The following is a 20,517-nucleotide window of genomic DNA, read 5'->3' on the forward strand; positions in this document are numbered from 1 at the left end:
CGCCGACTACTTCTTCCCGTTTTCGGGGTGGCGGTGGTGCAGGGCACCCTTGACCCGTTCCACGCCCTCGGTCACCACTGCCTTGGCCGTGTCGCGGATGACGTCGGCCGCTGCCGGGTCCCCCTTGAGCAGGGCCATGCCGGTGTTCTTGGCGAACTCGAAGGCCACCTTGGGCGGCAACGGCGGGACGTTCTTGCTGGTGTACGCGTCGATGACGGTGACGCCGCGATGCGCGAAGGCCGTGTCCCACGCCGCGGCCACGTCGTCGTCGCTCGTGAGGCGGATGCCGGTGAAGCCCAGCAGCTCCGCGTAGCCGGCGTAGTCGACCGACTCCACCTCCTGGGACGTCTTCCAGACGGGGTTGGCGTCCTCGGTCCGCATCTCCCAGGAGACCTGGGTGAGGTCGTTGTTGTGCAGGATCAGGACGATCAGCTGCGGGTTCTCCCACTGCTGCAGGTACTTCTTGATGGTGATCAGCTCGTTCATGCCCAGCATCTGGAATGCGCCGTCGCCGATGGTGCAGACCACGGTGCGGTCGGGATGGGCAAACTTCGCAGCGGTGGCATAGGGCATGGCCGCCAGCATGGTGGCCAGGCTTCCCGAGAGGTCTCCCATCATGCCCTCACGCAGCCGGATGTGGTGGCCGTACCAGTCGGCCGTCGTGCCGGCGTCGGCGGTGACGATGGCACGCGGAGGGAGGCGCCGATTGAGCTCGTGGTAGACCCGGCGCGGGTTGACACCGTCGTCGTAGGAGACCATGGCCTCGGCCTCCATCTCCGCTTCCCACTCCTTCATCGACTCGATGACCCCCTGTTGCCAGGACGTGTCGGTCTTGTCCTGCAGATGCGGGATCAGGGCGGCCAGCGTCTCCTTGACGTCGCCCCACAGGTTCAGCTCGGTGGGGTAGCGCAGACCCATGTGCTCCGGTTTGAGATCGACCTGGAGGGCACGTGCCTGGCCGCTCTGGGGCAGGAACTGGGCGTAGGGGTAGTTGGTGCCCAGCAGGACCAGGGTGTCGCAGCCGGAGATCTGGTCCATGCTGGGACGCGAACCGAGCAGGCCGAGTTGCTGGGTATGGAACGGCACGTCGGAGGAGATGACCTGCTTGGCCCGCAGTGCGGTGATGATTCCTGCACCGCACAGTTCGGCGGCCTGCAGGACCTCCTCCGCCGCGCCACGGGAGCCGTGGCCGACCAGGAACGTCACCCGCGACCCGGCATTGATGATCTCCGCGGCCTGCAGGACGGCCTCACGCGGGGGTGCGATGCGGGTGGAGGGGACGACGGCGCTGGAACGGGACACCCAGGTCTCCGGGGTGAGTTCGGGCATCTCCATGCCCTGGACGTCGTGGGGGAGGATGACGACGGCGGGGCCAAGCCTCACACGGGCCATGCGGAATGCGGTGTCCACCACTGCCTGTGCCTGCTCGGGCGAGACCACGGTCTGGGCGTAGACCGCGACGTCCGCAACGGCACGTTCGAGGTTGGCCTCCTGCTGGGAAAAGGTACCCAACGAGTTCAGGCCCTGCTGCCCCACGATGGCGACGACCGGCTGGTTGTCCATCTTGGCGTCGTACAGGCCGTTGAGCAGGTGGAACGCGCCGGGGGCGGACGTGGCGGCACACACCGCCACCTCGCCGGTGAACTTTGCATACGCCGTGGCCATCAGGGAGCAGATCTCCTCGTGGGTGGGACGGATGTATTCCAACCCCTGGCCGGCGCGTTCGGCCTTGCCCAGGGCGCCGTCGAAGGCGCCAATCCCGTCGCCGGGGAAACCGAAGATGCGGTTGATGCCCCATTCCCGGATGCGTGCAATGACAAAGTCGCTGACAGTTGTTGCCATGGAAAGTTCCTCCTGGGTGCTGCCGGCCGGACGCCCCGGGGCGCGTCGGGCCGGCGGCTGGGCGTGCTGGATGTCCTTTCAGCTTGCCCACGGGAGGGGAATACGACAAGGTCTGGTGCACGCCACCGGTGAACCCGCCGGGCCGCGCAACGGTTTACCGGAAGATGTCCGAGCGCACGCCCATGATGATCTGGTCGCCCTTGCGGGCACTCTTGACGTACTTCACCAGGGGGCCGTAGCCGATGGCGATGCAGCCCCAGGTCGGGACCACATGGGTGTGCAGGAAGATCGCGAAGCCGGCGCCCTGCTTGATCCGCGAGTCAGGGGGCCGGTTGTAGTTGATGACCACCGCCTGGCGGTAGTCCCCGGCCTTCATGATCTTGTAGAGGTTCTCGTCCGGCCAGCGGCGGTGCGAGGCCGATTTGTCCAGGTAGTACTTGTTGTAGGAGGACCCGGCGGTGCCGGACCAGCGGGACCTCGGGTTCAATTTCCGGTAGGACAGCTTCGTACCCGGGTTGCCCGAACCGAAGGCCTCGGTCACCGAGAACATGCCTTGGGGTGACCAGCGGTTGCCGGTGTGCCCGGAGGCGACGCCTGGCTTCTTGAATCCACGCAGCCCCACGGTGGCCGGCGTCTGCCATTCCTTCTTCCACGTCGACCCGGACTTCACGCACTGGGTGAACGTCGCCCGGTAGCTGCCGTAGGACTCGGCGATCGCGAAGGACACGCGTTTTGCCCTGCCCGGGTTGTAGCGGGTCTTCTGCTGGTTCAGCGCGGTGCACGGATTGGCGAACCTGACAGGTTTCACGCTCACCGTCTTCAGGTAGCCCGAATGCACCCAGCCGGTCTTCCCGGAGGCCTTGACCTGCCACCATTTTCCTGACCGTTTGCCCGTGGGCACCACCGTGGTCCCCGCCTTCAGCACGCCGAGCGAACGGTGCTTGGTGCCGGCGCCGCGGCGGATGTTCAGGTTGGCGGTGGTGACCGTTTTCCGTTTCGACTTCACGGCGGACGGCAGTGCCGAGGGCAGTGCCGCGGGGACCGCGGACGACGCCGGTGCCACCCGGGCAGGCATGGTGATCCCCGCCGTCGTGCCCGCGGAAACGGAGGGTGCTGCGGTGGCCGGCGCGGAACCCAGGCCAGCGGCGATGAGGCCGAGGGCCATCCCCGCCACGGCGAGGATCGAGGGTCGTTTAGTCAGGTACATGGACTTTTTGTACCACAGGTTCACGCGTCCGCCTAGACGGTGGCGTCGTCCCGTCCCACAGGCGGGACCTGCGCCCGGCACAGCCCCTCCATGGAATGGTTTCCTAGGCTCGGTGGAACCACCCCAACCAACGAAGGAACACCATGGTCCACCACCACGACGGACGCCCCCTGCCCCGCCCCGACGAGGACCTCGAAGACCAGGGCCTGGGCTTCGACGTCGGCACGCTGCTGCAGCGCCGCCGGGTCCTGCAGGCCTTCGGCATCGGAGCCATGTCGCTGGGGCTGGCTGCCTGCTCCAGCGCCACCGGCGCCTCGTCCTCCAGTACCGCTGCAACCTCCAGCGGGGAGATCCCCGACGAGACAGCCGGGCCCTACCAGGGCGACGGCTCCAACGGCCCAGATGTGCTGGAGGAATCCGGGATCGTGCGCAGCGACATCCGCTCCAGCTTCGGCGACGCGTCGGCCACCGCGGAGGGGATCCCGATGACCCTGACGCTGAACCTGAAGGACCTCGCCCAGGGCGGCAGCGCGTTCGCCGGGGTCGCCGTCTACGTCTGGCAGTGCGACCGCGAGGGCAGGTATTCGATGTACAGCAGCGGCGTCGAGGACGAGAACTACCTGCGTGGTGTCCAGATCGCCGATTCCGCCGGGCAGGTCAGGTTCACCAGCATCTTCCCGGCCTGCTACACCGGTCGCTGGCCGCATATCCACTTCGAGGTCTACCCGGATCGCGAGGGCATCCAGGACAGCAGCAACGCCATCGCCACCTCGCAGGTGGCCCTTCCGCAGGACGCATGCGACGCGGTCTACGCCACCGCCGGGTATGCGTCGTCGGTCAAGAACCTGGCAGGAGTCACCCTGGCCGGCGACAACGTCTTCGGGGACGACGGCGGTGTGCACCAACTCGCGCAGGTCACCGGGTCGGTGAAGGCGGGGTACCAGGTGTCGCTGACCGTCGGGGTGGACACGGGCACCGAACCGACCGGTGGCGGTGCCCCCGCCGGCGGAGGCGGGCCCGGCGGGGGAGGACCCGGCGAAGGAGGGGCCCCGCCCAATGGTGGTCCCGGCGGGGAGGGCACGGGCACCTCCGGCTAGGTTCATCCGGTGGGGGACGCCCCGGTGCCGCCCCGGTGCCGGGGCGGTGCCCGGTAGGCTGGCTCGGTGGATCCCCAAATCGTTGCCGTTGCCGCCGGACTGGTGCTCATCGGCGCCGTGGCCCAACGCGTGGCAGGGCTGGGATTCGCCATGCTGGCCTCCCCGTTCCTGGTCCTGCTGTTGGGGCCCCACGACGGCGTCCTGCTGGTGAACATCTGCGGCGTCGTCTCCTCGCTGCTGATCACCCCACGCGTGTGGAAGGACATCAACTGGTCGGCCTTCCGGTGGCTCACCGCCTTCAGCGTGGTGGGCTCCGTCGGCGGGGCCATCATCGCCTCCCGGATGGAATCCTCACTGCTCTCCCTCGTGGTCGGGATCGTGGTGCTGATCGCCCTGTTGCTGTCACTGGGATTGTCGAAGGCGAACGCACACGTCAGCGGGCCGGCACCCCGCGCCGTGGCCGGTGCCCTCTCCGGGCTGACCAACGCGATGGCCGGGGTCGGCGGGCCCGCGGTCAGCGCCTACGCGGTGCTCTCGCGGTGGCCGCAGCGCTCCTTTGCCGCCACCATGCAGCCGTTCTTTGCGGTGATCGGGTTCGTCACAGTCGTCTCCAAGGCCATCGTGGCGCCGGAACAGCAACTCATGCTCCCCTGGTGGGATTGGGGTTTGTTCGTGCTCGCCATCGCGATCGGCATCTTTGGTGGTGAACGGCTCCAACGGTTCGTGAAGGACCACCACGCCCGGATCTTCATCCTGGCCATTGCGTTTGCCGGTGCGCTGGCCGCGGTGGCCAAGGGCTGGGTCGGCCTGGCCTGAGCTACGGCTGGAACCGAGGCGATCATTTGCTTTCCGTGTCCGGAGGCTGCGCCGCCACACGGCTGATCCGCGGACGTGAATCCGCCACTGCGCCATCCAGTTGGTGATTTTGATCGCGGCGCATCAGCTGGCGCGACGCAATTCGTCCAGGACCTCGCGCCGTTGTTCCTCGGGGAGGATGCCCCCGAACGGCGAGACCTCGCGCATCTCGATGGAGGTTCGGTCCAGACCTGTCATGGCACGGTGCAGGCCGATGATGTCGCTGTGGTCGATCAGGGTCAGCCATTGCTGGATGTTCCGACGGTGCACCGTTCCCCGAACGCCGTGGCGCAGGCGCTCGAAGTTGCGCACCAGCCGGGGGAGCCACTCCTGGAGCGAAGCCATCGTCAGGCGCGTCGAGAGTTTGCGGTGAAGCATCCACGACCGACGCTCGGAATGCGTCAGCTCCGGGCGTACGGGCCGACGGACCACTTCGAGGCGACGCTCCATGCAGGAGAGCAGCCGGTCGAGTTGCTCGTCACTGAAATCCACTTTTCCGGAAAGGAATTGGCTGATGCTGGGCTGGTGAACGCCACTCATCCGTGACAGGCACATCTGGGTGGTGCCGGTCTCGAGCATCACCCCTCGAAGGATCTCCCCACGTGAAGACATGGACCAATTATAGCAACCAAGACTATGAATACGGCTTCGCTCCCAGCAGGCCTCAGGACAACGCGGACATCGTGCTCAACCTCAGCGTCGCTGCGCCACCACGACCGTGTCCTCCAGCGTGGCGCGCTCACCGTCGGGTCCGGTGGCCTCCCGCGTCCTGGTTTCCGCCGTCGTGATCTCCCAGGCATCCTCGTCGAGATCGAGTGCCGCCAGCTCATCCTCGGGCGAGGGGAAGTCCACCGGCCCGTGGTGGTGGTTGCCCGCCCAGGAGGGGGCGCTCGCATGCGAGACGAGCACGAGCATGCCCCCGGGGGCGACGGCCGCCGCCGCCCGGCGCAGGATCTGGGCACGGGGCAAGGGGATGTTGGAGGCCAGGAAGCAGGCGGAAACCAGATCGAAGGTCCCGGACGGGAAGTCCCGGGCGAGGTCGACGTGCAGCCATTCGACGTCGTCCTCGCCCAGGCCGCGTGCCGCCGATTCCTTCCGCGCACGGGCCAGCGCCGTTTCCGAGACGTCAACGCCGGTGACCATCCATCCGTTCTCGGCAAGCCACAGTGAATCACCGCCTTCGCCGCACCCCAGGTCCAGGGCGCTCCCCGGCTTGACCGACTCGACCTCGTCAACCAGCGATGCGTTGGCCGAGCCGCTCCAGATCCGCTGGCGCTCGCCGTAGCGAGCATCCCAAAATGCCTGGGCATCCACGGGTGCATCGGCTCCGGGCGCTCCGGCTCCGGTCCCGCCGTCGTCGTGCTGGTCATGGTGGTGGTGGTGTTCCATCGTGTCCTCGATCCGTTCGCTCATGCTGCGTTGGCCCCCGCGGCGGCCAGGTCAAAGTCCTCGGTCACCAGGTCCATGTTGACCATGCTGCCAGCCATGGTGCCCGCCGCCATGCTGATGGGCACGTTGGCCATGGGGTTGGTGATGTTGCCGGCGGCGAAGATGCGGGCGTTGTTGGTCTTGCCCGTGAAGTCGGCGTGGATGAAGCTGCCGACGGGGAGCTCGTCGCGATCCAGAGCCAGGCCGTCGAGGTAGCCGTCCTGGGGGTGCAGTTCACCCGCGGTGAAGATGGCGTCCAGCCCCACGTGTTCGCCGTCTTCCAGCCGCACCCCGGTGAGGGCACCGGCGTCGTTCCTGGTCACCTCGAGCACGCGCCGGTCTTCGATGACGACATCGCGCGAGGCGAGCGTGCTGGCGACCGTGTCCTCGATCGGGCCGGCGTCGGCGCTGAGGAACACGACGTCGTTGCTCCATTGCCGCAGCAGGTGCGCCTGGTGCAGGCCCATGGGTGAGGTGGCGAGCACGCCGATGCGCTGGCCCCTGACCTCCCAGCCGTGGCAGTAGGGGCAGTGCAGCACGTCGCGGCCCCAGCCCTCGGCCAGGCCGGGGATGGGTGGGAGATCGTCCCGGACGCCGGTGGCGGCGATGAGCCGGCGGGCGGTGAACGTGCTGCCATCGGTGGTGGCCACGGCCACGCCCGTGGCCGTCTCGGCGACGGTGGAGGCGCCCGCCGCGCCGAACTGGACGCCGTAGGCTGTCGCCTCCGCCCGTCCGCGGGCCAGGAAGTCCCGGGGGCTCAGGCCGTCGCCGCCCAGGACGCCGTGCATGTGGCCGGCGAAGCGGTTGCGGGGGTTGGAGGTGTCGAGCACCAGGACGCTGCGCAGGGAGCGGCCGAGCATTTGCGCGGCGCTGAGGCCGGCAGCGCCGGCGCCGATGATGATGACGTCGAAGTCGTGTGTGGTTTCCATGCTTCAACTGTGGACCCCGCAATGCTAGAATCGCAACTATCTTTGCGGAAACAGCAAACTAACGACGTGTAGGGGTGTGGGATGAAGGACGCTGTACTCGAACAGATCGGGCCACGGCTGCGCGCGGCCCGGGTGAAACAGGACAGGACGCTGGATGACCTGGCCACGAAGGCCGGCATGTCCGTCTCCACGCTCTCGCGCCTGGAATCGGGGAAGCGGCAGGCCAGCCTGGAGCTCCTGCTGCCCTTGACCCGCGAGCTGCGCATCACCATCGACGACCTCATCCCGGCCGAGGTGCCCGATCCGCGCATCCGACCGGTTCGGACGACGCACCACGGCATCCGGACGCTCAAGCTCTCCCCGCCGAATTCGCCGACCCAGACCTTTCGGATGACCTATCCGGGCCGCAAGACCCTGCCCGAGCAGCGGGTGCACGACGGCTACGACTGGGTGTACGTCCTGTCCGGCCAGCTGCGCCTGCTGCTCGGCGACCGGGATCTGGTGCTCGGACCCGGCGAGGCTGCGGAGTTCGACACCCGGGTGCCGCACGCGATGGGTTCGGCCGATGGCAAGCCGGTGGACGTGCTGAGCATCTTCGGAGCCGACGGCGAGCGCATCCACACGCAGACGCACGACGAGGGATGATCGGCCGACCCTAGTATGTAACCAGCGCAACGACGTCAGCTCCCGCAGTGAGCAGTGCCACGGCTTGCTCCGCGATGGCGTCGACCAGTGCCGCTGTCCGCGGGGCAGCCCCTGCCTTCACCGCCACCACGAGGAGCACCACCGTGACGTCACTGCTGGAATCAGCCCGATCGGCCAACTCGACCATGGTCCGGGACATCATCGAGCTCGTCCGCCTCGAGACGCACAGCTACGACCGGGCAGCGCTCCATCACGGGGCCGAGCACATCCGACGGCTGACCGTGGGGCACCTCGGTGAGCCCGCCGGCCTGGACGTCCTCGACGGCGGCGACCAGGGACCCACCGTGAAAATGACGTATCCGGGAACCGGATCCGGCCGGGTGCTGGTCATCGCGCACTACGACACGGTGTGGCCCACCGGAACCCTGGGAGGGTGGGGCATCAGGGAAGCGACCGACGATGCCGGACGCCCCACGCTGAGCGGCCCCGGCATCTTCGATATGAAGACCGGACTGGTCCAAGGCATCTGGGCCGTCCGGCTCCTGCGGGAGGCCGGACGCGAAACCCCCACCGTGACCTACCTCTTCAACGGCGACGAGGAAATCGGGTCGTTGTCCTCGCGCCCGCACATCGAAGCGGCGGCCCGCGAGGCCGACGCGGTCCTGGTGCTGGAACCGACCTCCGGAGGTGCGGTCAAGACGGGACGCAAGGGAATCGGCATCTTCCGCATGACGGCCACCGGGATCGAAGCCCATGCCGGGCTCAACCCGACCGCAGGGGCCAGCGCCATCCACGCCATCGCCGAGGCCATCACCGCAGCCACCCGCATCGCTGACCTGTCCCAGGGAACCTCCATCAACGTGGGGCTGGTCAACGGCGGCTCCGGCACCAACGTCTCGGCCGGACACGCAACGGCAATGGTGGACATCAGGGTCGAAAACAGCGGGGAAATGCAACGCGTCGACGCCGCATTCGACGCGATCGCCATCAGCGACGATCGAGTGCGCCTGGAGATCGACCACCAGTGGAACCGGCCCCCGATGGCGATGGGCCAAACCGGGGAGAAGCTCTTCAACATCGTGCGCACCGCCGCGGCCGGCTTCGGCCATGACCTGGAGGGAATTTCGGTCGGCGGCGGCAGCGACGCCAACTTCGTCGCCGCCCTGGGCATCCCCGTCCTGTGTGGCATGGGTGCCGTCGGCGATGGTGCCCACGCGCGGAACGAATACATCTACCCCGATGCGATCCCCCTCTACACCGCCATCACCGCGGAGACCATGGGCATGCTCGCCACCGCGCTGGCGTAGCGTCGTCCGGTCTTCTGTGACGTGCCTTCTACGTGCGTGGCCCGGCAGGCGGGATAATGGGACGTTGCGCCCGGTCGTCTGGCGCGCATTCGAGACACGAGGGGAGCCCGGGACATGACCGAACGGTTTGTGAAGATCTGCGGCCTGCGCACCCCCGACATGGTGTCCGCCGCGGTCGCTGAAGGCGCCGACGCCCTCGGGTTCATCTTCGCCCCCGGGAGCGCCCGCACCGTTGACGCAGCAAGGGTGCGCGGGTTGGTCGCAGCGGTCCCGGCCACCGTCGAAACCGTGGCCGTGTTCCGCAACCAGCCCCTCGCCGTCGTGCTGGAAACAGCCCAGGCTGCCGGGGTCACGACGGTGCAGTTGCATGGAGACGAGTCCCTCGAGGACGTCCGGGCCGTCCAGGCTGCCGGGTTCCGCACCCTCCGGGCGTTTGCCGCGGCGGCCTTCACCGCCCTGCCGGCGTCCGAGCGCGCCGCCTGGGCGGGGGAGCGGCTCCTGCTGGACGCCGTCGAGCCCGGTGCCGGGCAGACCTTCGACGCGTCGGTGCTGGCCGATCGCACACCCGAGGGGTTCTGGCTGCTCGCCGGCGGGTTGACCCCCGGCAACGTCGGGGCGTTGCTGGCCGGTTCCGGGGCGAGCGGGGCGGACGTCTCCAGCGGCGCCGAGTCCAGCCGGGGCGTCAAGGACGCCGGGTTGATCCGCGACTTCATCCGGGCGGCACGCACCGGCGACGCCTGACGGGATCGCGCGGGATCGCGCGGCCACGGTGCCGCCGCCACGTAGCCGCCGCCACGCGTTCTCTGGTGCCCCGCGGCCGGGGTGGCTACGCTCGGAGCGTCGAAGGAGGACCGATGAAACGCCTGCCTGGCTTGAACGTCATGGATCGGCTGGAGAACCTCTCCATCCTGGATCCCCTGGTCAACAGCGTGCGGTCGGTGGTCGATCGCGCCCTGCGCCCCCAGGGACTGCGCGACGTGCTGCACGGCGTCCCGATCGGCCACCCGGTGCACCCGCTGGCGGTGCAGGTCCCGCTCGGGGCCTGGGTCTCCACGGGTGTCCTGGACCTGGTGCCCGGGATGGAGAAGCCGGCCCAACTGCTCGTGGGCGTGGGGCTGATGGGTGCCGCCCCCGCGGCGCTCGCCGGCTATGCCGACTGGGCCAAGCTGCACGAACAACAGCTGCGGGTGGGGATCGTGCACTCGGGAGCGAACGTGCTGGCCACCAGCCTGTATGCGGCATCGTTGGTCCAACGGATCCGCGGGCGCCACGGTGCCGGCCGGGCGTTGTCCTTCACCGGTCTGGCGCTGGCCGGCGTCGGCGGCTATCTCGGCGGGCACCTGGCCTACCGGCAGGCAGCCGGTGCTAACCACACCGAAGACGTCCCGCACCGTTTTCCCACCGGCTGGCAACAGCTGGGGCCGTTGGCTGACATCGAGGACGGCGTGCTCGGTCAACGGGTCGTGGCGGGTGTCCCGCTGCTGGTCAGCCGGCGCGGGACCCGGCTCCATGTTCTGGCCGATACCTGCAGCCATCTGTCGGCACCGCTGCACGAGGGCCGGTTGCTCGACGGCGGGGAGGGCCGGCATGCCGGCGCGCCCTGCGTCGAATGCCCCTGGCACGGCAGCGTCTTCTCCCTCGACACCGGCGCGGTCGTCCACGGGCCGGCCACCACCGACCAGCCGGCATTCGAGACCCGCATCGTCGACGACCTGGTGGAGGTCCGGCTGCCCGGCGCCGGATAGCGCCCATGCGGAGGGCGCGGCGCGGCCGACAGGGGGCGTGACCAGCAGGTTTGCGGGCGTCCCGGCCGCGCGGATAGCGTTGCCGGGTAAGAACACCTCTGGGCCGTTGGAACTCCGGGCGATCACCGCACGGGCCGCCGGCTGCCGGCATCCTGTGGAGTGCGACTCCCCATCCGGCACCCACCCTGCCCCCTCACGGAAAACCTGGTGCCCATGAAGAACCTGACCGTTGGCATTGCCGCCGACCCCGGCTTGCCGCTGTCCCTATCGCACCGCCTCCGCGAACATCTGGCGAGCGAGTTGAACCAACGGGTCGACGACGGCGTCGACTGGAGCGTCGAGGTCGAGGAACTCTCCCTGCCCCTGGACCGCGATGGCAGCGTCCAGCTCACGGCGAACTCCGAACTGGTGCGCACCGAGCACCAGTGGGACTACATCCTGTACGTCACCGACCTGCCCAAATACGTGCGCGGCGAACCGCTGGTCTCCTCGGTGAACACCGGGTACGGATCCGCCATGGTGGTGCTGCCCTCCCTGGGCATGGTGCACCCGCGCCGCCTGGGCCGCCGGCTGGTGGGCGTGACCGCAACGCTGCACGAGGCCCATGCGCGACGGGCGGCGGCCGTCGAGGACGATTCGCTGACCCGCAGGACGTTCTCGGTCGATGACGGACTGGAGGACCCGGAGTCGCAGCACACCTTCGAAACCGTGAAGGGACTGTTCGGACGGGTGGCCATGCAGATCGGCATGGTACGCAGCAACCAACCGTTCCGCCTCGTCCCCAAGCTGTCCTCGGCCATGGCCGCGGCGTCGGCGACGGGGGCGTTCGGCATCTTCTACACCAGCATCTGGTCCATGGCCGACTACCTGAGCACCCCACGGCTGCTGGGCATCGCCCTGCTCTCGGTGGTCGTGATGACCGTGTGGCTGATCGCCTCCCACGGGTTGCTGGAACGCCCCCAAGGCGCCAAGTGGCGCGAACGGCGCATCACCTACAACACCGCGACACTATTGACCGTAGCGTTGGCCGTGACGACGATGTTCGTGTTCCTGTTCGTGCTGATCCTCATCGGTGGACTGGTGGTCATCAACCTCGACTACATGTCCGACCAGCTCGGCCACGAGGCCGGGTTGCCCGAATTCCTGAACCTGGCCTGGCTGGCGGCGTCCATGGGCATCATCGCCGGTGCCGTCGGATCCGGGCTTTCGGACGCCGATGCCGTGCGCCGCGCGACGTTCAGCAACCGCGAATACCTGCGCCGCCAGATCTCCCTCGCCTCCGACGGGGCCACGCAGGAGGCCCGGGCCGAGGCTAAAGCCGCCTCCGAGTCCGCCGACGTGGCCGACTCGGCCGCCACCTCCGCCGCCGGTGACGCCGAGGCCACGGCCGAGGCAGCGGAGGAGGCCGACGCGGCGGCCCGTGAGGCCGTCGAGGCAAAGGAGGTCGCCACGGGGGAGGTCCAGCAGACCGAGCAGCCCGACGAGCGGCGGTAGCCCGCATCGATGGCCCTTGCCCGCGCAACAAGTTGCATATAGTGTGCAAATTGTTCCGGACGGTGGGAGCTGCATCACCGGGGGGATCGTGGCAGCCCGCCGCCGTCCGGAACGCGACGGCGGGCCCGCAGGTCCGCGAACCCCCCAGGACAGGACGGCAGCCAGTGCAACAAACAGGAACGGTCACCAGCGACTACTTCCGGCTCGACGACGAACTCAGCGCCGAGGAGACCGCGCTGCGCGACAGGATCCGGGCCTTCGTCGACGCGGACATCCTCCCGATCATCAACGACTACTGGGAACGCGCCGAGTTCCCCCGCCAGCTGCGCCCCGGCCTGGCGGACCTGGGCATCATCGGCGGCACCATAGAGGGCAACGGCTGCCCGGGGCTCAGCCGCCGGGCCATGGGCATCGTCTCGCGCGAGATCGCCCGCGGCGACGGCTCCGTGAACACCTACATCGGAGTGCACTCCTCGCTGTGCATGGGGGCCATCGACATGCTCGGCAGCGGCGAACAGCGCGCCCGCCTACTCCCGGCCATGGCCACGCTGGAGCGCACCGGCGCCTTCGCCCTGACCGAACCGGAGCACGGATCCGATTCCGTCGCCCTGGAAACCAGTGCCCGCCGCGACGGCGAGGACTGGGTCCTCACCGGGCACAAGCGCTGGATCGGCAACGGGGACGCCGCCGACGTCGTGGTCATCTTCGCCCGCGACGAGGCCGATGGCAACGTCAAGGGCTTCGTGATGGAGAAGGACGACGACGGCGCCCACCCCGCCGGTTACCTGCCCACCGTCATCACGGGCAAGATGGGCAAGCGCGCCATCCCGCAGTCCGACATCGTCATCGAGGACCTGCGCATCCCGGAGGCCAACCGGCTGGCGAACTGCCACTCCTTCCGCGACGTCTCCCGGGTCCTCACCGCCACCCGTGGCGGGGCCGCCTGGGAAGCCGTCGGCCACGCCATGGCCGCCTACGAGATCGCCGCCGCCTACGCCGGCGAACGCGTCCAGTTCGGCAAGCCCATCGCCAGCTTCCAGCTCGTGCAGAACAAGTTGGCGAACATGCTGGCCGAACTCACCGCCATGCAGCTGATGTGCACGCGGATGGCGGAGCTCGCCGACACCGGACGGCTCACCGGCCCGATGGCATCGATGGTCAAGATGTCCACCGCGCAGAAGGCGAAGTGGATCTGCAGCGAGGCCCGCGACATGCTAGCCGGCAACGGGGTGCTCATTGAACGCCACGTCGCCCGCCACCTGACCGACATGGACATCGTCAGCACCTACGAGGGTACCGACTCCATCCAGTCGCTGCTCGTCGGCCGGGACATCACCGGCATCTCAGCGTTCAAGTAGACCGTCCCGCGAGCGGATCCCCAGGAAGGCCCCCATGTCCACCACAACACACCCCACCCCGCAGGCCGCCATCACGGTGCACGGCCCGGTCGCCCTCATCACCCTGGAGGCTCCACCGGTCAACGCGCTGGGCCAATCGGTCCGCCAGCTGCTGGCCAACGCCCTCGAGGAGATCCGCGCCCATCAGGCGATCCGCGCCGTGGTGCTCACCGGCACCGACCGGGCGTTCTCCGCCGGAGCCGACATCACCGAATTCGGCGGCACCACCACCGGCATCACGCTGCCCGAACTCGTCGACCGCCTCGAGGACTTCCCGGTACCGGTCACCGCCGCCATCGCCGGCGTCGCGTTGGGCGGGGGACTGGAACTGGCGATGGCCGCCCACAGCCGCGTCGCCCACCCCGACGCCACGCTGGGCCTGCCGGAGATCACCCTGGGCATCATCCCGGGCGCTGGCGGGACCGGGATGCTCCCGCGCCTGGTCGGCGCCGAACGCGCGGTGGACATGATCCTGTCCGGACGGCGCATCGGCACCAACACGGCCGTCGAGTACGGACTCGTCGACGCGGTGCTCGACAGCGGTGACTTCGCCGGCGCGGCCGTTGCCTGGGCGGCCTCCCGGCTTCCGGCGACACCAGGACCCACGGAAGGGGCCCCGACCCGCACCCGGGACCGCACCGAGAAGATCGCCGACGCGGCCGCCCGCCCCGGCACCATCGCCGAACTGGCGAGCGGACCGCTGCGCAAGGCCAAGGACCCGTACGCGGCACGCGCCGCCGTCGAGGCCATCACCGCCGGCATCGAGGAGGGGTTCGACGCCGGGGCAACAGCGGAGCGCCGCCTCTTCCTCGAGCGCGTGGCCAGCCCCGAGGCCGCAGCCCAACGCCACCTCTTCGCCGCCGAACGGGCCACGCGCAAACCCGCCGGACTCGACGCCACCTCCGCCCGCGATATCGGGCAGGCCGCGGTGATCGGTGCTGGCACCATGGGTGGCGGCATCGCCCTGGCCCTGGCCACCTCCGGCGTGCCGGTGATCGTCGTCGAAACCCGGCAGGAGGCGCTGGACCGCGGGCTGGCCCAGGTCCGCAGGAACCTCGACGTCTCCGTTTCCCATGGCAGCCGCACCAGTGGGCAGGCGGACGAACAATTCGCCCGCATCACCGGGACCCTCGACTACGCGGACCTGGCCGCTGCCGACCTGGTCATCGAGGCGGCCTTCGAGGACCTGGACGTCAAGAAGGACATCTTCACCCGACTCGACGCGAACACCCGCCCCGACACCGTGCTGGCCACCAACACCTCCTACCTCGACGTCGATGCGATCGCCGCCACCGTGGCCGATCCGGGACGGGTGCTGGGCATGCACTTCTTCAGCCCCGCCAACGTGATGGAACTGGTCGAGGTGGTCCGGGGAGCCCGGACGACACCGCAGACCCTGGCCACCGCCGTCGCCTTGGGCCGCCGACTGGGCAAATGCCCCGTCGTCGTCGGCGTCTGCCACGGATTCGTCGGCAACCGGATGTTGGAGGTCCGCGGCCGGCAGGCAGAGGCCCTGCTGCTGGAGGGGGCACTTCCCGGGCAGGTCGACGACGTGTTGACCGGCTTCGGGTTCCGCATGGGCCCGTTCGCGATGGCCGACATGGCCGGACTGGACATCGGCTGGCGCAACCGCACGTCCCAGGGGACCTCGGCACCGGTGTCCGACGCGCTCTGCGAGGCGGGCCGGTTCGGGCAGAAGACCGGTTCCGGGTTCTTCGCCTACGACGGGCGCGAGCGCTCCGACGACCCGGAGACGACCCGGATCATCGAACGGGTCAGCGCCGAGCAGGGGACCGATCGCCGCGACATCGGTTCCGAGGAGATCCTCGAACGGCTGCTCTACCCGATGGTCAACGAGGGCGGCCGGATCCTCGCCGAGGGCATCGCCGAACGGCCCGGGGACATCGACGTCATCTGGGTCAAGGGCTACAACTGGCCGGCCTACCGGGGCGGGCCGATGTTCCACGCCGAGGCCGTCGGCCGCGCCCACGTCGCCGAGCGGCTCGTCCACCATGCCGAGGCCACCGGGGACGAGACCCTGCGCCCCGTCGCCTGGCTCACCGCCCCCGGCGGCGTCGACGGAGCGGGTGCACCGAGGTGAACGAGGTCGATGGGCGCAACGCCCGCGCCGAACGCACCCGCTCGCTCATCGTCGATGCCCACCTGGCCCTGATCACCGACGGAGAGCTCAAACCCACTGCGCGCCAGGTCACCGAGCGGGCCGGGGTCTCCCCGCGCACGCTCTGGGGCCACTTCGCCGACATGGAAGCGGTCATGGCCGCCTCCGCCGGCAGGCAACTGGAGGGCCAGGAAGCAGCCACCGTGCCGATCGACGTCGACCAGCCGCTGCATCGGCGCCTGGCGGCCTACGCCCACCAGCGCGCCACCCTGCTCGAGGCCCTGGCGCCGCTGGCACGCGCCGCCGATGTGCAGCGCCCGTTCTCCCCGGTGCTCCAGGCGAACCTGCGGGAGAACCTGGCACGCATCCGCGCGGAAGCCGAACGCGTCTTCGCCCCCGAACTGTCCCGGCTGGAGGCGGCGGAGCGGGAACGGAGACTGCTGGCGCTGGTCGTCGTCGCGGACTGGGCCAGCTGGCAGCTGCTGCGCCAGTATCTGGGCCGGACGGCCACCGAGGCGACGGACGTGCTGCGCACCGCCGTCGCCGGCATCCTCACCGGACCGACGGGCCCGGACCCGACGAACGGAGACCCCGCATGACCGCCTTGTCCCTGGCCGCGATCCTCGAGGGATCCGCCCGCAAGTACCCCGATGAGACCGCGGTCATCAGCGAGGGGGAGTCCTACAGCTACGGCGAGCTCTGGTGCCAGGCCCTGGGCCAGGCGGCGGCCTTGCGGGTTGCAGGCGTGGCGGCCGGGGATGTCGTGGGGATCATGAGCCCCAACGTCGTGGACTTCCCCCGCTCCTACTACGCCGTGCTCGCCGCCGGCGCCGTCGTCGTGCCCGTCCACCTGCTGCTCACCGTCCCCGAGGTCGTGCACGTGCTGCGCGACAGCGGGGCGACGATGCTCATCTGCCACCCCTTGTTCCTGCCCGTGGGCGGCCCCGCGGCGGAGGAGCTGGGCCTGCCGGTGCTCACCAGCAGCTGGCCGGAGGCCGCCGATACCGGCGGCACATCCGGCGCACCCGTCCCCGAGCCGCTGGCCACCTACGTGACGCGCCAGGCCGAGGATCCCGCCGTCGTCTTCTACACCTCCGGCACCACCGGCCAGCCCAAGGGTGCGATCCTCACCCACGTGAACATGGTCATGAACGCCACGGTCTCCGCCGTCGACGCCAACGACGTCCACCACGAGGACACTGCCCTGGGCTGCCTGCCGCTGTTCCACGTGTTCGGGCAGACCGCCAGCATGAACGCCATCTTCCGGCTCGGTGCCACCCTGGTGCTGCTGCCGCGCTTCTCCGGAGCGGCGGCGTTGGAGGTGATCCGCGAACACCACGTCGACGTCTTCCACGGCGTGCCGACCATGTACATCCAGCTGCTCGCCGCCGCAGAGGGACAGGCCGATCTGCCGAAGCTGCGGTTGTGCGTCTCCGGCGGTGCAGCGCTTCCGCAGGCGGTGATGGAGCGCTTCAACACGGCGTTCGATGTCACCATCTACGAGGGGTACGGCCTCTCGGAGACCTCCCCGGTCGTCTCCACCAACAACCCGCACTCCGGGGTCAAACCCGGCACTGTCGGCCCGGCGATCTGGGGCGTGGACGTGATGGTCAACGACCGCAACACCCCCGGCTCGCTGTCCCCGGTCCCGCACGGGGAACTCGGGGAGATCCTGGTGCGGGGGCACAACGTCTTCGCCGGGTACCTCGGCAACGAGCAGGCCACCGCGGAGGCCATGATCGAGGGATGGTTCCGCACCGGGGACCTGGGCACCCTGGACGACGACGGCTTCCTGGCCATCGTGGACCGCACCAAGGACGTCATCATCCGCGGCGGCTTCAACGTCTACCCGCGCGAGGTCGAGGAGGTCCTGGCCCGCTGCCCGGGCATCGCGCAGGTCGCCGTCATCGGGGTCCCGGATGAGGAGCGCGGTGAGGAGGTGTGCGCCGTGGTCATCCGCGATCCGGAGCACGACGGCGGTGAGGTCACCCAGGAATCCATCATCGAGTGGTCGCGGCAGAGGCTGGCCAAGCACAAGTACCCGCGGATGGTGCGGTTCGTCGACGAGTTCCCGCTGGGCCCCAGCCACAAGATCCTCAAGCGCGAGCTGCGCCGGAGCATGACCAAGCATGGAGAATAAGGGGTGGAATAAAAGACAGAAAAGTACCTTGCCTGTTTGCAAGTCCCGGATTCCCTGCAAGGAGTGGATCGTGAAAACGGATACCAGGAACATCGTGAGCGTGACGACCTTCAGTCAAAACGTCTCGACGTTCGTCAGGGGAGCCGAAGACGGCGAACCCCAGGTCATCATGCGGAACAACAGGCCGGCCGCTGTCCTCATGGGCATGGAGGATGCCGAACGGCTGAGCAGGATCGACGAGTTGGAAGATGACCTCAAACTCCTGACTGCTGCCATGGTGCGCACCATCACTGACAAGGGAAATCGCCATAGCCTGTCCGACGTTGCCGGGGAATTTGGCATCGACCTGAACGACCTGTCCACGGACTGAGGCTTCCCATGGCGGACGTGTTCCTGACTGACGAGGTCAAGGGGGACCTTGCCCGATTGGATCAGCCAACTCGACTCCTCGTTTTCAAGGGGATGACGAAGTTGGCCGATGAGCCGGGAAAGCGGGGCTCTCCGCTCGGCAGCCGGCGCACGGGGGACTTGACCGGGTTGCGGAAGTTGGTCGTGGGCAATGGCGATTGGCGCATCGTCTATCGCGTGGAGGCCGACGGGAGCGTTTGCGTGGTCTGGGTCATCGGCAAACGAGCAGACGATGAGGTGTATGACATCGCGATGGCCCGACTGGAACGACATCGGAGCCCGGCTGGCGTGGTGGAGATGGAACGAGCGCTCAAGGAAGCTTTCCGCAAGCCACAGTGACCCGCAGACGAGTTCCCGCGGGGCCCCAGCCACAAGATCCTCAAACGCGAACTGCGCCGGAGCGTGGCAGAGGGGAAGGGGGGAACGCCGAAACCCGGACATGAGGGAAACGCCGGCGGCCCGGGGTGGGGCCGCCGACGTTTCGGTGGGGGAATCAGCCGATTAGCACTGGGTGACCGGTGTGGCCTCGGTGATCCCGTAGTCGGCCCGCTCGTCGAAGAGCAGCGGGATCAGCGACCGGCCCGGCTGGGCCAGCGTGACATAGGCTCCGGCGTCGTTCTTCTTGAAGGTGATGCCATGCAGCTTCAGGGTCTTGCGGGTGTCCTTCAGCTGCGCAGCGGTCAGCTGGTAACCGCACATCGGGTGGGTCTCCACCCCCGCGGGGTCGGTGGGCAGCATGTTGTCCTGGCCGGAGAAGTAGATGACACCCGAGCGGTCGGCCCCTGCCTGCGTGGCCCGTTCGGCGGCCTGTGCCGATTGGTTGGCCAGTGCCCGGCGATTCTCCATCATCATCGACATGGTGCCCATGGCGCTGGCGTACTGGTCGGTGACCCGGCGGCGGTTCACGGCCGTGGCGCTCTGGTCGTCGTCGGTGGGGACGGCGCGTGACGCCGTTTCGGTCAGCTGGCCGGTGATGTGCCGCATCCCGGTGTAGTTGCGCAGGATGCGTGCCTGGTGGTCGCCGGCGACCTGCTGGAAGGGGGCGCCGTCCTTGACCAGTTCACCGTAGATGCCCACGGTGTGACCTCCGGCCTCGATCTGGGCCCCAGTGTAGGCGTTGACCATCCGCTGGGACAGGCCGTGGATCCTGGAATCGACGTTGCGGTTGCGGGGCCACAGCACCAGGGCCTGGGTGTTGTAGTACTCCCGGGGGCCGAACTCATGCAGGTCGTTCATGACGTCGGGCTTCCAGTCGCCCATGATCTTCGCGAGCGTCTGGGCCTCCGGTGTTTCCAGGGCGAGGAAGTCGCGGTTGATGTCGACTCCGTCCGCGTTCCCGCGGGTGTTGGCCTTCCAGCCGTCGGGGTTGATGTTGGTGAACAGGACGGTGGACTGCTTCAGCAGGCGCTTCCAGCTCGGGTCGTTGGTGGTGGACATGTCGCGCGCCATCTGCAGGCAGCCTTCGCGGCCGGAGGGCTCGTTGCCGTGGATGGAGCAGTTGAACAGGACCACCGAGCCCTTCTTGGCCTGGCCGAGGGGCTTCGGCTTCGGGAAGCCGACGGAGATGAGTTCGATGGGTTGCTTGTTCCCGGACCGGCCGACAGTCTGGACCTTCACGCGGTCGCTGGAGGCATCGAGTTGGTGTCTGAACTTCCTAGCCTGTTCCACGCTGGTCCAGGTGGCGCCGTTGCTGAGTTCGAACGGTGTCTTCAGCCCCTTCTCGGGTGCTGCGGCCAGCGCCCGTTGCAGGGAATCGCCGTCGGTATTCAGGCCGGCCGGCGATGCCGGGGCATTGGCCGCCTGGGCGGCGGGGGTGGTATAGGTGAATTGGCCGGATGTCAGCAGGACCCCGGTCATGGCCGTGGCGCAGATGGCAGCAGTGATGCGAGCTTTCTTCATGCTGT

Annotated in this window: 20 protein-coding genes; 13 read left to right on the top strand and 7 right to left on the bottom strand. The window is 68.7% G+C overall.

Annotated features, from left to right (window positions below):
• Positions 1-6: 6 nt before the first annotated feature.
• Complete coding sequence (locus ACN0TP_RS00985; protein ID WP_417215520.1) at positions 7-1,842, bottom strand: thiamine pyrophosphate-requiring protein; 1,836 nt, start codon at positions 1,840-1,842, stop codon at positions 7-9.
• 154 nt (positions 1,843-1,996) lie between these two features.
• Complete coding sequence (locus ACN0TP_RS00990) at positions 1,997-3,049, bottom strand: SH3 domain-containing protein (RefSeq protein WP_417215522.1); 1,053 nt, start codon at positions 3,047-3,049, stop codon at positions 1,997-1,999.
• A 143-nt stretch (positions 3,050-3,192) separates the two neighbouring features.
• Here ACN0TP_RS00990 and ACN0TP_RS00995 point away from each other — a divergent pair, with 143 nt between their 5' ends.
• Entirely contained in the window at positions 3,193-4,146 is a 954-nt protein-coding gene (locus ACN0TP_RS00995; RefSeq protein WP_417215524.1) for an intradiol ring-cleavage dioxygenase, read from the top strand.
• Positions 4,147-4,212: 66 nt separating this feature from the next.
• Positions 4,213-4,962 carry a sulfite exporter TauE/SafE family protein gene (locus ACN0TP_RS01000; protein ID WP_417215526.1) on the top strand — a complete coding sequence of 250 codons (750 nt, stop codon included), beginning with the start codon at positions 4,213-4,215 and terminating at the stop codon, positions 4,960-4,962.
• Positions 4,963-5,085: 123 nt separating this feature from the next.
• Here ACN0TP_RS01000 and ACN0TP_RS01005 read toward each other — a convergent pair whose 3' ends face one another.
• The 3 genes from ACN0TP_RS01005 to ACN0TP_RS01015 all read right to left on the bottom strand — a co-directional run bounded on the left by ACN0TP_RS01005 (position 5,086) and on the right by ACN0TP_RS01015 (position 7,358).
• Positions 5,086-5,613 carry a helix-turn-helix domain-containing protein gene (locus ACN0TP_RS01005; RefSeq protein WP_417215527.1) on the bottom strand — a complete coding sequence of 176 codons (528 nt, stop codon included), beginning with the start codon at positions 5,611-5,613 and terminating at the stop codon, positions 5,086-5,088.
• Between the two features lie 81 nt (positions 5,614-5,694).
• On the bottom strand, positions 5,695-6,414 hold the full coding sequence (locus tag ACN0TP_RS01010) for a class I SAM-dependent methyltransferase (RefSeq protein WP_417215529.1): 720 nt from the start codon (positions 6,412-6,414) through the stop codon (positions 5,695-5,697).
• Complete coding sequence (locus ACN0TP_RS01015; RefSeq protein WP_417215531.1) at positions 6,411-7,358, bottom strand: NAD(P)/FAD-dependent oxidoreductase; 948 nt, start codon at positions 7,356-7,358, stop codon at positions 6,411-6,413. Before ACN0TP_RS01015 ends, ACN0TP_RS01010 begins: the two co-directional genes overlap by 4 nt.
• 81 nt (positions 7,359-7,439) lie before the next feature.
• Between ACN0TP_RS01015 and ACN0TP_RS01020 the strand changes: the two genes are divergently transcribed.
• Positions 7,440-8,003, top strand: a complete 564-nt coding sequence (locus ACN0TP_RS01020) for a helix-turn-helix domain-containing protein (protein WP_417215533.1) — start codon at positions 7,440-7,442, stop codon at positions 8,001-8,003.
• Positions 8,004-8,013: 10 nt separating this feature from the next.
• On the opposite strand, the gene ACN0TP_RS01025 is transcribed toward ACN0TP_RS01020, so the two are convergent.
• On the bottom strand, positions 8,014-8,145 hold the full coding sequence (locus tag ACN0TP_RS01025; protein ID WP_417215534.1) for a hypothetical protein: 132 nt from the start codon (positions 8,143-8,145) through the stop codon (positions 8,014-8,016).
• Between the two features lies 1 nt (position 8,146).
• On the opposite strand from ACN0TP_RS01025, the gene ACN0TP_RS01030 reads away from it, so the two are divergent.
• The 10 genes from ACN0TP_RS01030 to ACN0TP_RS01075 all read left to right on the top strand — a co-directional run bounded on the left by ACN0TP_RS01030 (position 8,147) and on the right by ACN0TP_RS01075 (position 18,952).
• Positions 8,147-9,310 carry a M20/M25/M40 family metallo-hydrolase gene (locus ACN0TP_RS01030; protein ID WP_417215536.1) on the top strand — a complete coding sequence of 388 codons (1,164 nt, stop codon included), beginning with the start codon at positions 8,147-8,149 and terminating at the stop codon, positions 9,308-9,310.
• Between the two features lie 114 nt (positions 9,311-9,424).
• A complete protein-coding gene (locus ACN0TP_RS01035) occupies positions 9,425-10,051 on the top strand; it encodes a phosphoribosylanthranilate isomerase (protein WP_417215538.1) in 627 nt (208 codons plus the stop codon).
• Between the two features lie 113 nt (positions 10,052-10,164).
• On the top strand, positions 10,165-11,055 hold the full coding sequence (locus ACN0TP_RS01040) for a Rieske 2Fe-2S domain-containing protein (RefSeq protein WP_417215540.1): 891 nt from the start codon (positions 10,165-10,167) through the stop codon (positions 11,053-11,055).
• 213 nt (positions 11,056-11,268) lie between these two features.
• Positions 11,269-12,549 (top strand): hypothetical protein, encoded by a 1,281-nt coding sequence (locus tag ACN0TP_RS01045; protein WP_417215542.1) that lies wholly within the window; start codon positions 11,269-11,271, stop codon positions 12,547-12,549.
• A 164-nt stretch (positions 12,550-12,713) separates the two neighbouring features.
• Positions 12,714-13,907, top strand: a complete 1,194-nt coding sequence (locus tag ACN0TP_RS01050; RefSeq protein WP_417215544.1) for an acyl-CoA dehydrogenase family protein — start codon at positions 12,714-12,716, stop codon at positions 13,905-13,907.
• A gap of 34 nt (positions 13,908-13,941) precedes the next feature.
• Positions 13,942-16,047 (top strand): 3-hydroxyacyl-CoA dehydrogenase NAD-binding domain-containing protein, encoded by a 2,106-nt coding sequence (locus ACN0TP_RS01055; protein ID WP_417215545.1) that lies wholly within the window; start codon positions 13,942-13,944, stop codon positions 16,045-16,047.
• Entirely contained in the window at positions 16,044-16,664 is a 621-nt protein-coding gene (locus ACN0TP_RS01060) for a TetR/AcrR family transcriptional regulator (protein ID WP_417215547.1), read from the top strand. The genes ACN0TP_RS01055 and ACN0TP_RS01060 overlap by 4 nt, the downstream gene beginning before the upstream one ends.
• Entirely contained in the window at positions 16,661-18,205 is a 1,545-nt protein-coding gene (locus ACN0TP_RS01065) for a long-chain-fatty-acid--CoA ligase (protein WP_417215548.1), read from the top strand. Before ACN0TP_RS01060 ends, ACN0TP_RS01065 begins: the two co-directional genes overlap by 4 nt.
• Positions 18,206-18,275: 70 nt before the next feature.
• Positions 18,276-18,575, top strand: coding sequence for a type II toxin-antitoxin system Phd/YefM family antitoxin (locus ACN0TP_RS01070; protein ID WP_417215550.1), 300 nt, complete (start codon positions 18,276-18,278; stop codon positions 18,573-18,575).
• An 8-nt stretch (positions 18,576-18,583) separates the two neighbouring features.
• Positions 18,584-18,952, top strand: a complete 369-nt coding sequence (locus ACN0TP_RS01075) for a type II toxin-antitoxin system RelE family toxin (protein ID WP_417215552.1) — start codon at positions 18,584-18,586, stop codon at positions 18,950-18,952.
• A gap of 162 nt (positions 18,953-19,114) precedes the next feature.
• Here the strand turns inward: ACN0TP_RS01075 and ACN0TP_RS01080 are convergent, their stop codons facing one another.
• The gene (locus ACN0TP_RS01080) at positions 19,115-20,512 is read right to left on the bottom strand and encodes a M14 family zinc carboxypeptidase (protein ID WP_417215554.1); all 1,398 of its coding nucleotides are present in this window, start codon (positions 20,510-20,512) and stop codon (positions 19,115-19,117) included.
• Positions 20,513-20,517 lie beyond the last annotated feature (5 nt).

Source organism: Arthrobacter sp. (assembly GCF_048266065.1).
Taxonomy (GTDB): Bacteria; Actinomycetota; Actinomycetes; order Actinomycetales; family Micrococcaceae; genus Arthrobacter_H.

Bases quoted from the DNA above. Each gene is read 5' to 3' on its own strand.
- ACN0TP_RS00985 (WP_417215520.1), bottom strand. From the start codon at position 1,842: ATGGCAACAACTGTCAGCGACTTTGTCATTGCACGCATCCGGGAATGG.
- ACN0TP_RS00990 (WP_417215522.1), bottom strand. From the start codon at position 3,049: ATGTACCTGACTAAACGACCCTCGATCCTCGCCGTGGCGGGGATGGCC.
- ACN0TP_RS00995 (WP_417215524.1), top strand. From the start codon at position 3,193: ATGGTCCACCACCACGACGGACGCCCCCTGCCCCGCCCCGACGAGGAC.
- ACN0TP_RS01005 (WP_417215527.1), bottom strand. From the start codon at position 5,613: ATGTCTTCACGTGGGGAGATCCTTCGAGGGGTGATGCTCGAGACCGGC.
- ACN0TP_RS01010 (WP_417215529.1), bottom strand. From the start codon at position 6,414: ATGAGCGAACGGATCGAGGACACGATGGAACACCACCACCACCATGAC.
- ACN0TP_RS01015 (WP_417215531.1), bottom strand. From the start codon at position 7,358: ATGGAAACCACACACGACTTCGACGTCATCATCATCGGCGCCGGCGCT.
- ACN0TP_RS01020 (WP_417215533.1), top strand. From the start codon at position 7,440: ATGAAGGACGCTGTACTCGAACAGATCGGGCCACGGCTGCGCGCGGCC.
- ACN0TP_RS01035 (WP_417215538.1), top strand. From the start codon at position 9,425: ATGACCGAACGGTTTGTGAAGATCTGCGGCCTGCGCACCCCCGACATG.
- ACN0TP_RS01040 (WP_417215540.1), top strand. From the start codon at position 10,165: ATGAAACGCCTGCCTGGCTTGAACGTCATGGATCGGCTGGAGAACCTC.
- ACN0TP_RS01045 (WP_417215542.1), top strand. From the start codon at position 11,269: ATGAAGAACCTGACCGTTGGCATTGCCGCCGACCCCGGCTTGCCGCTG.
- ACN0TP_RS01055 (WP_417215545.1), top strand. From the start codon at position 13,942: ATGTCCACCACAACACACCCCACCCCGCAGGCCGCCATCACGGTGCAC.
- ACN0TP_RS01065 (WP_417215548.1), top strand. From the start codon at position 16,661: ATGACCGCCTTGTCCCTGGCCGCGATCCTCGAGGGATCCGCCCGCAAG.
- ACN0TP_RS01075 (WP_417215552.1), top strand. From the start codon at position 18,584: ATGGCGGACGTGTTCCTGACTGACGAGGTCAAGGGGGACCTTGCCCGA.
- ACN0TP_RS01080 (WP_417215554.1), bottom strand. From the start codon at position 20,512: ATGAAGAAAGCTCGCATCACTGCTGCCATCTGCGCCACGGCCATGACC.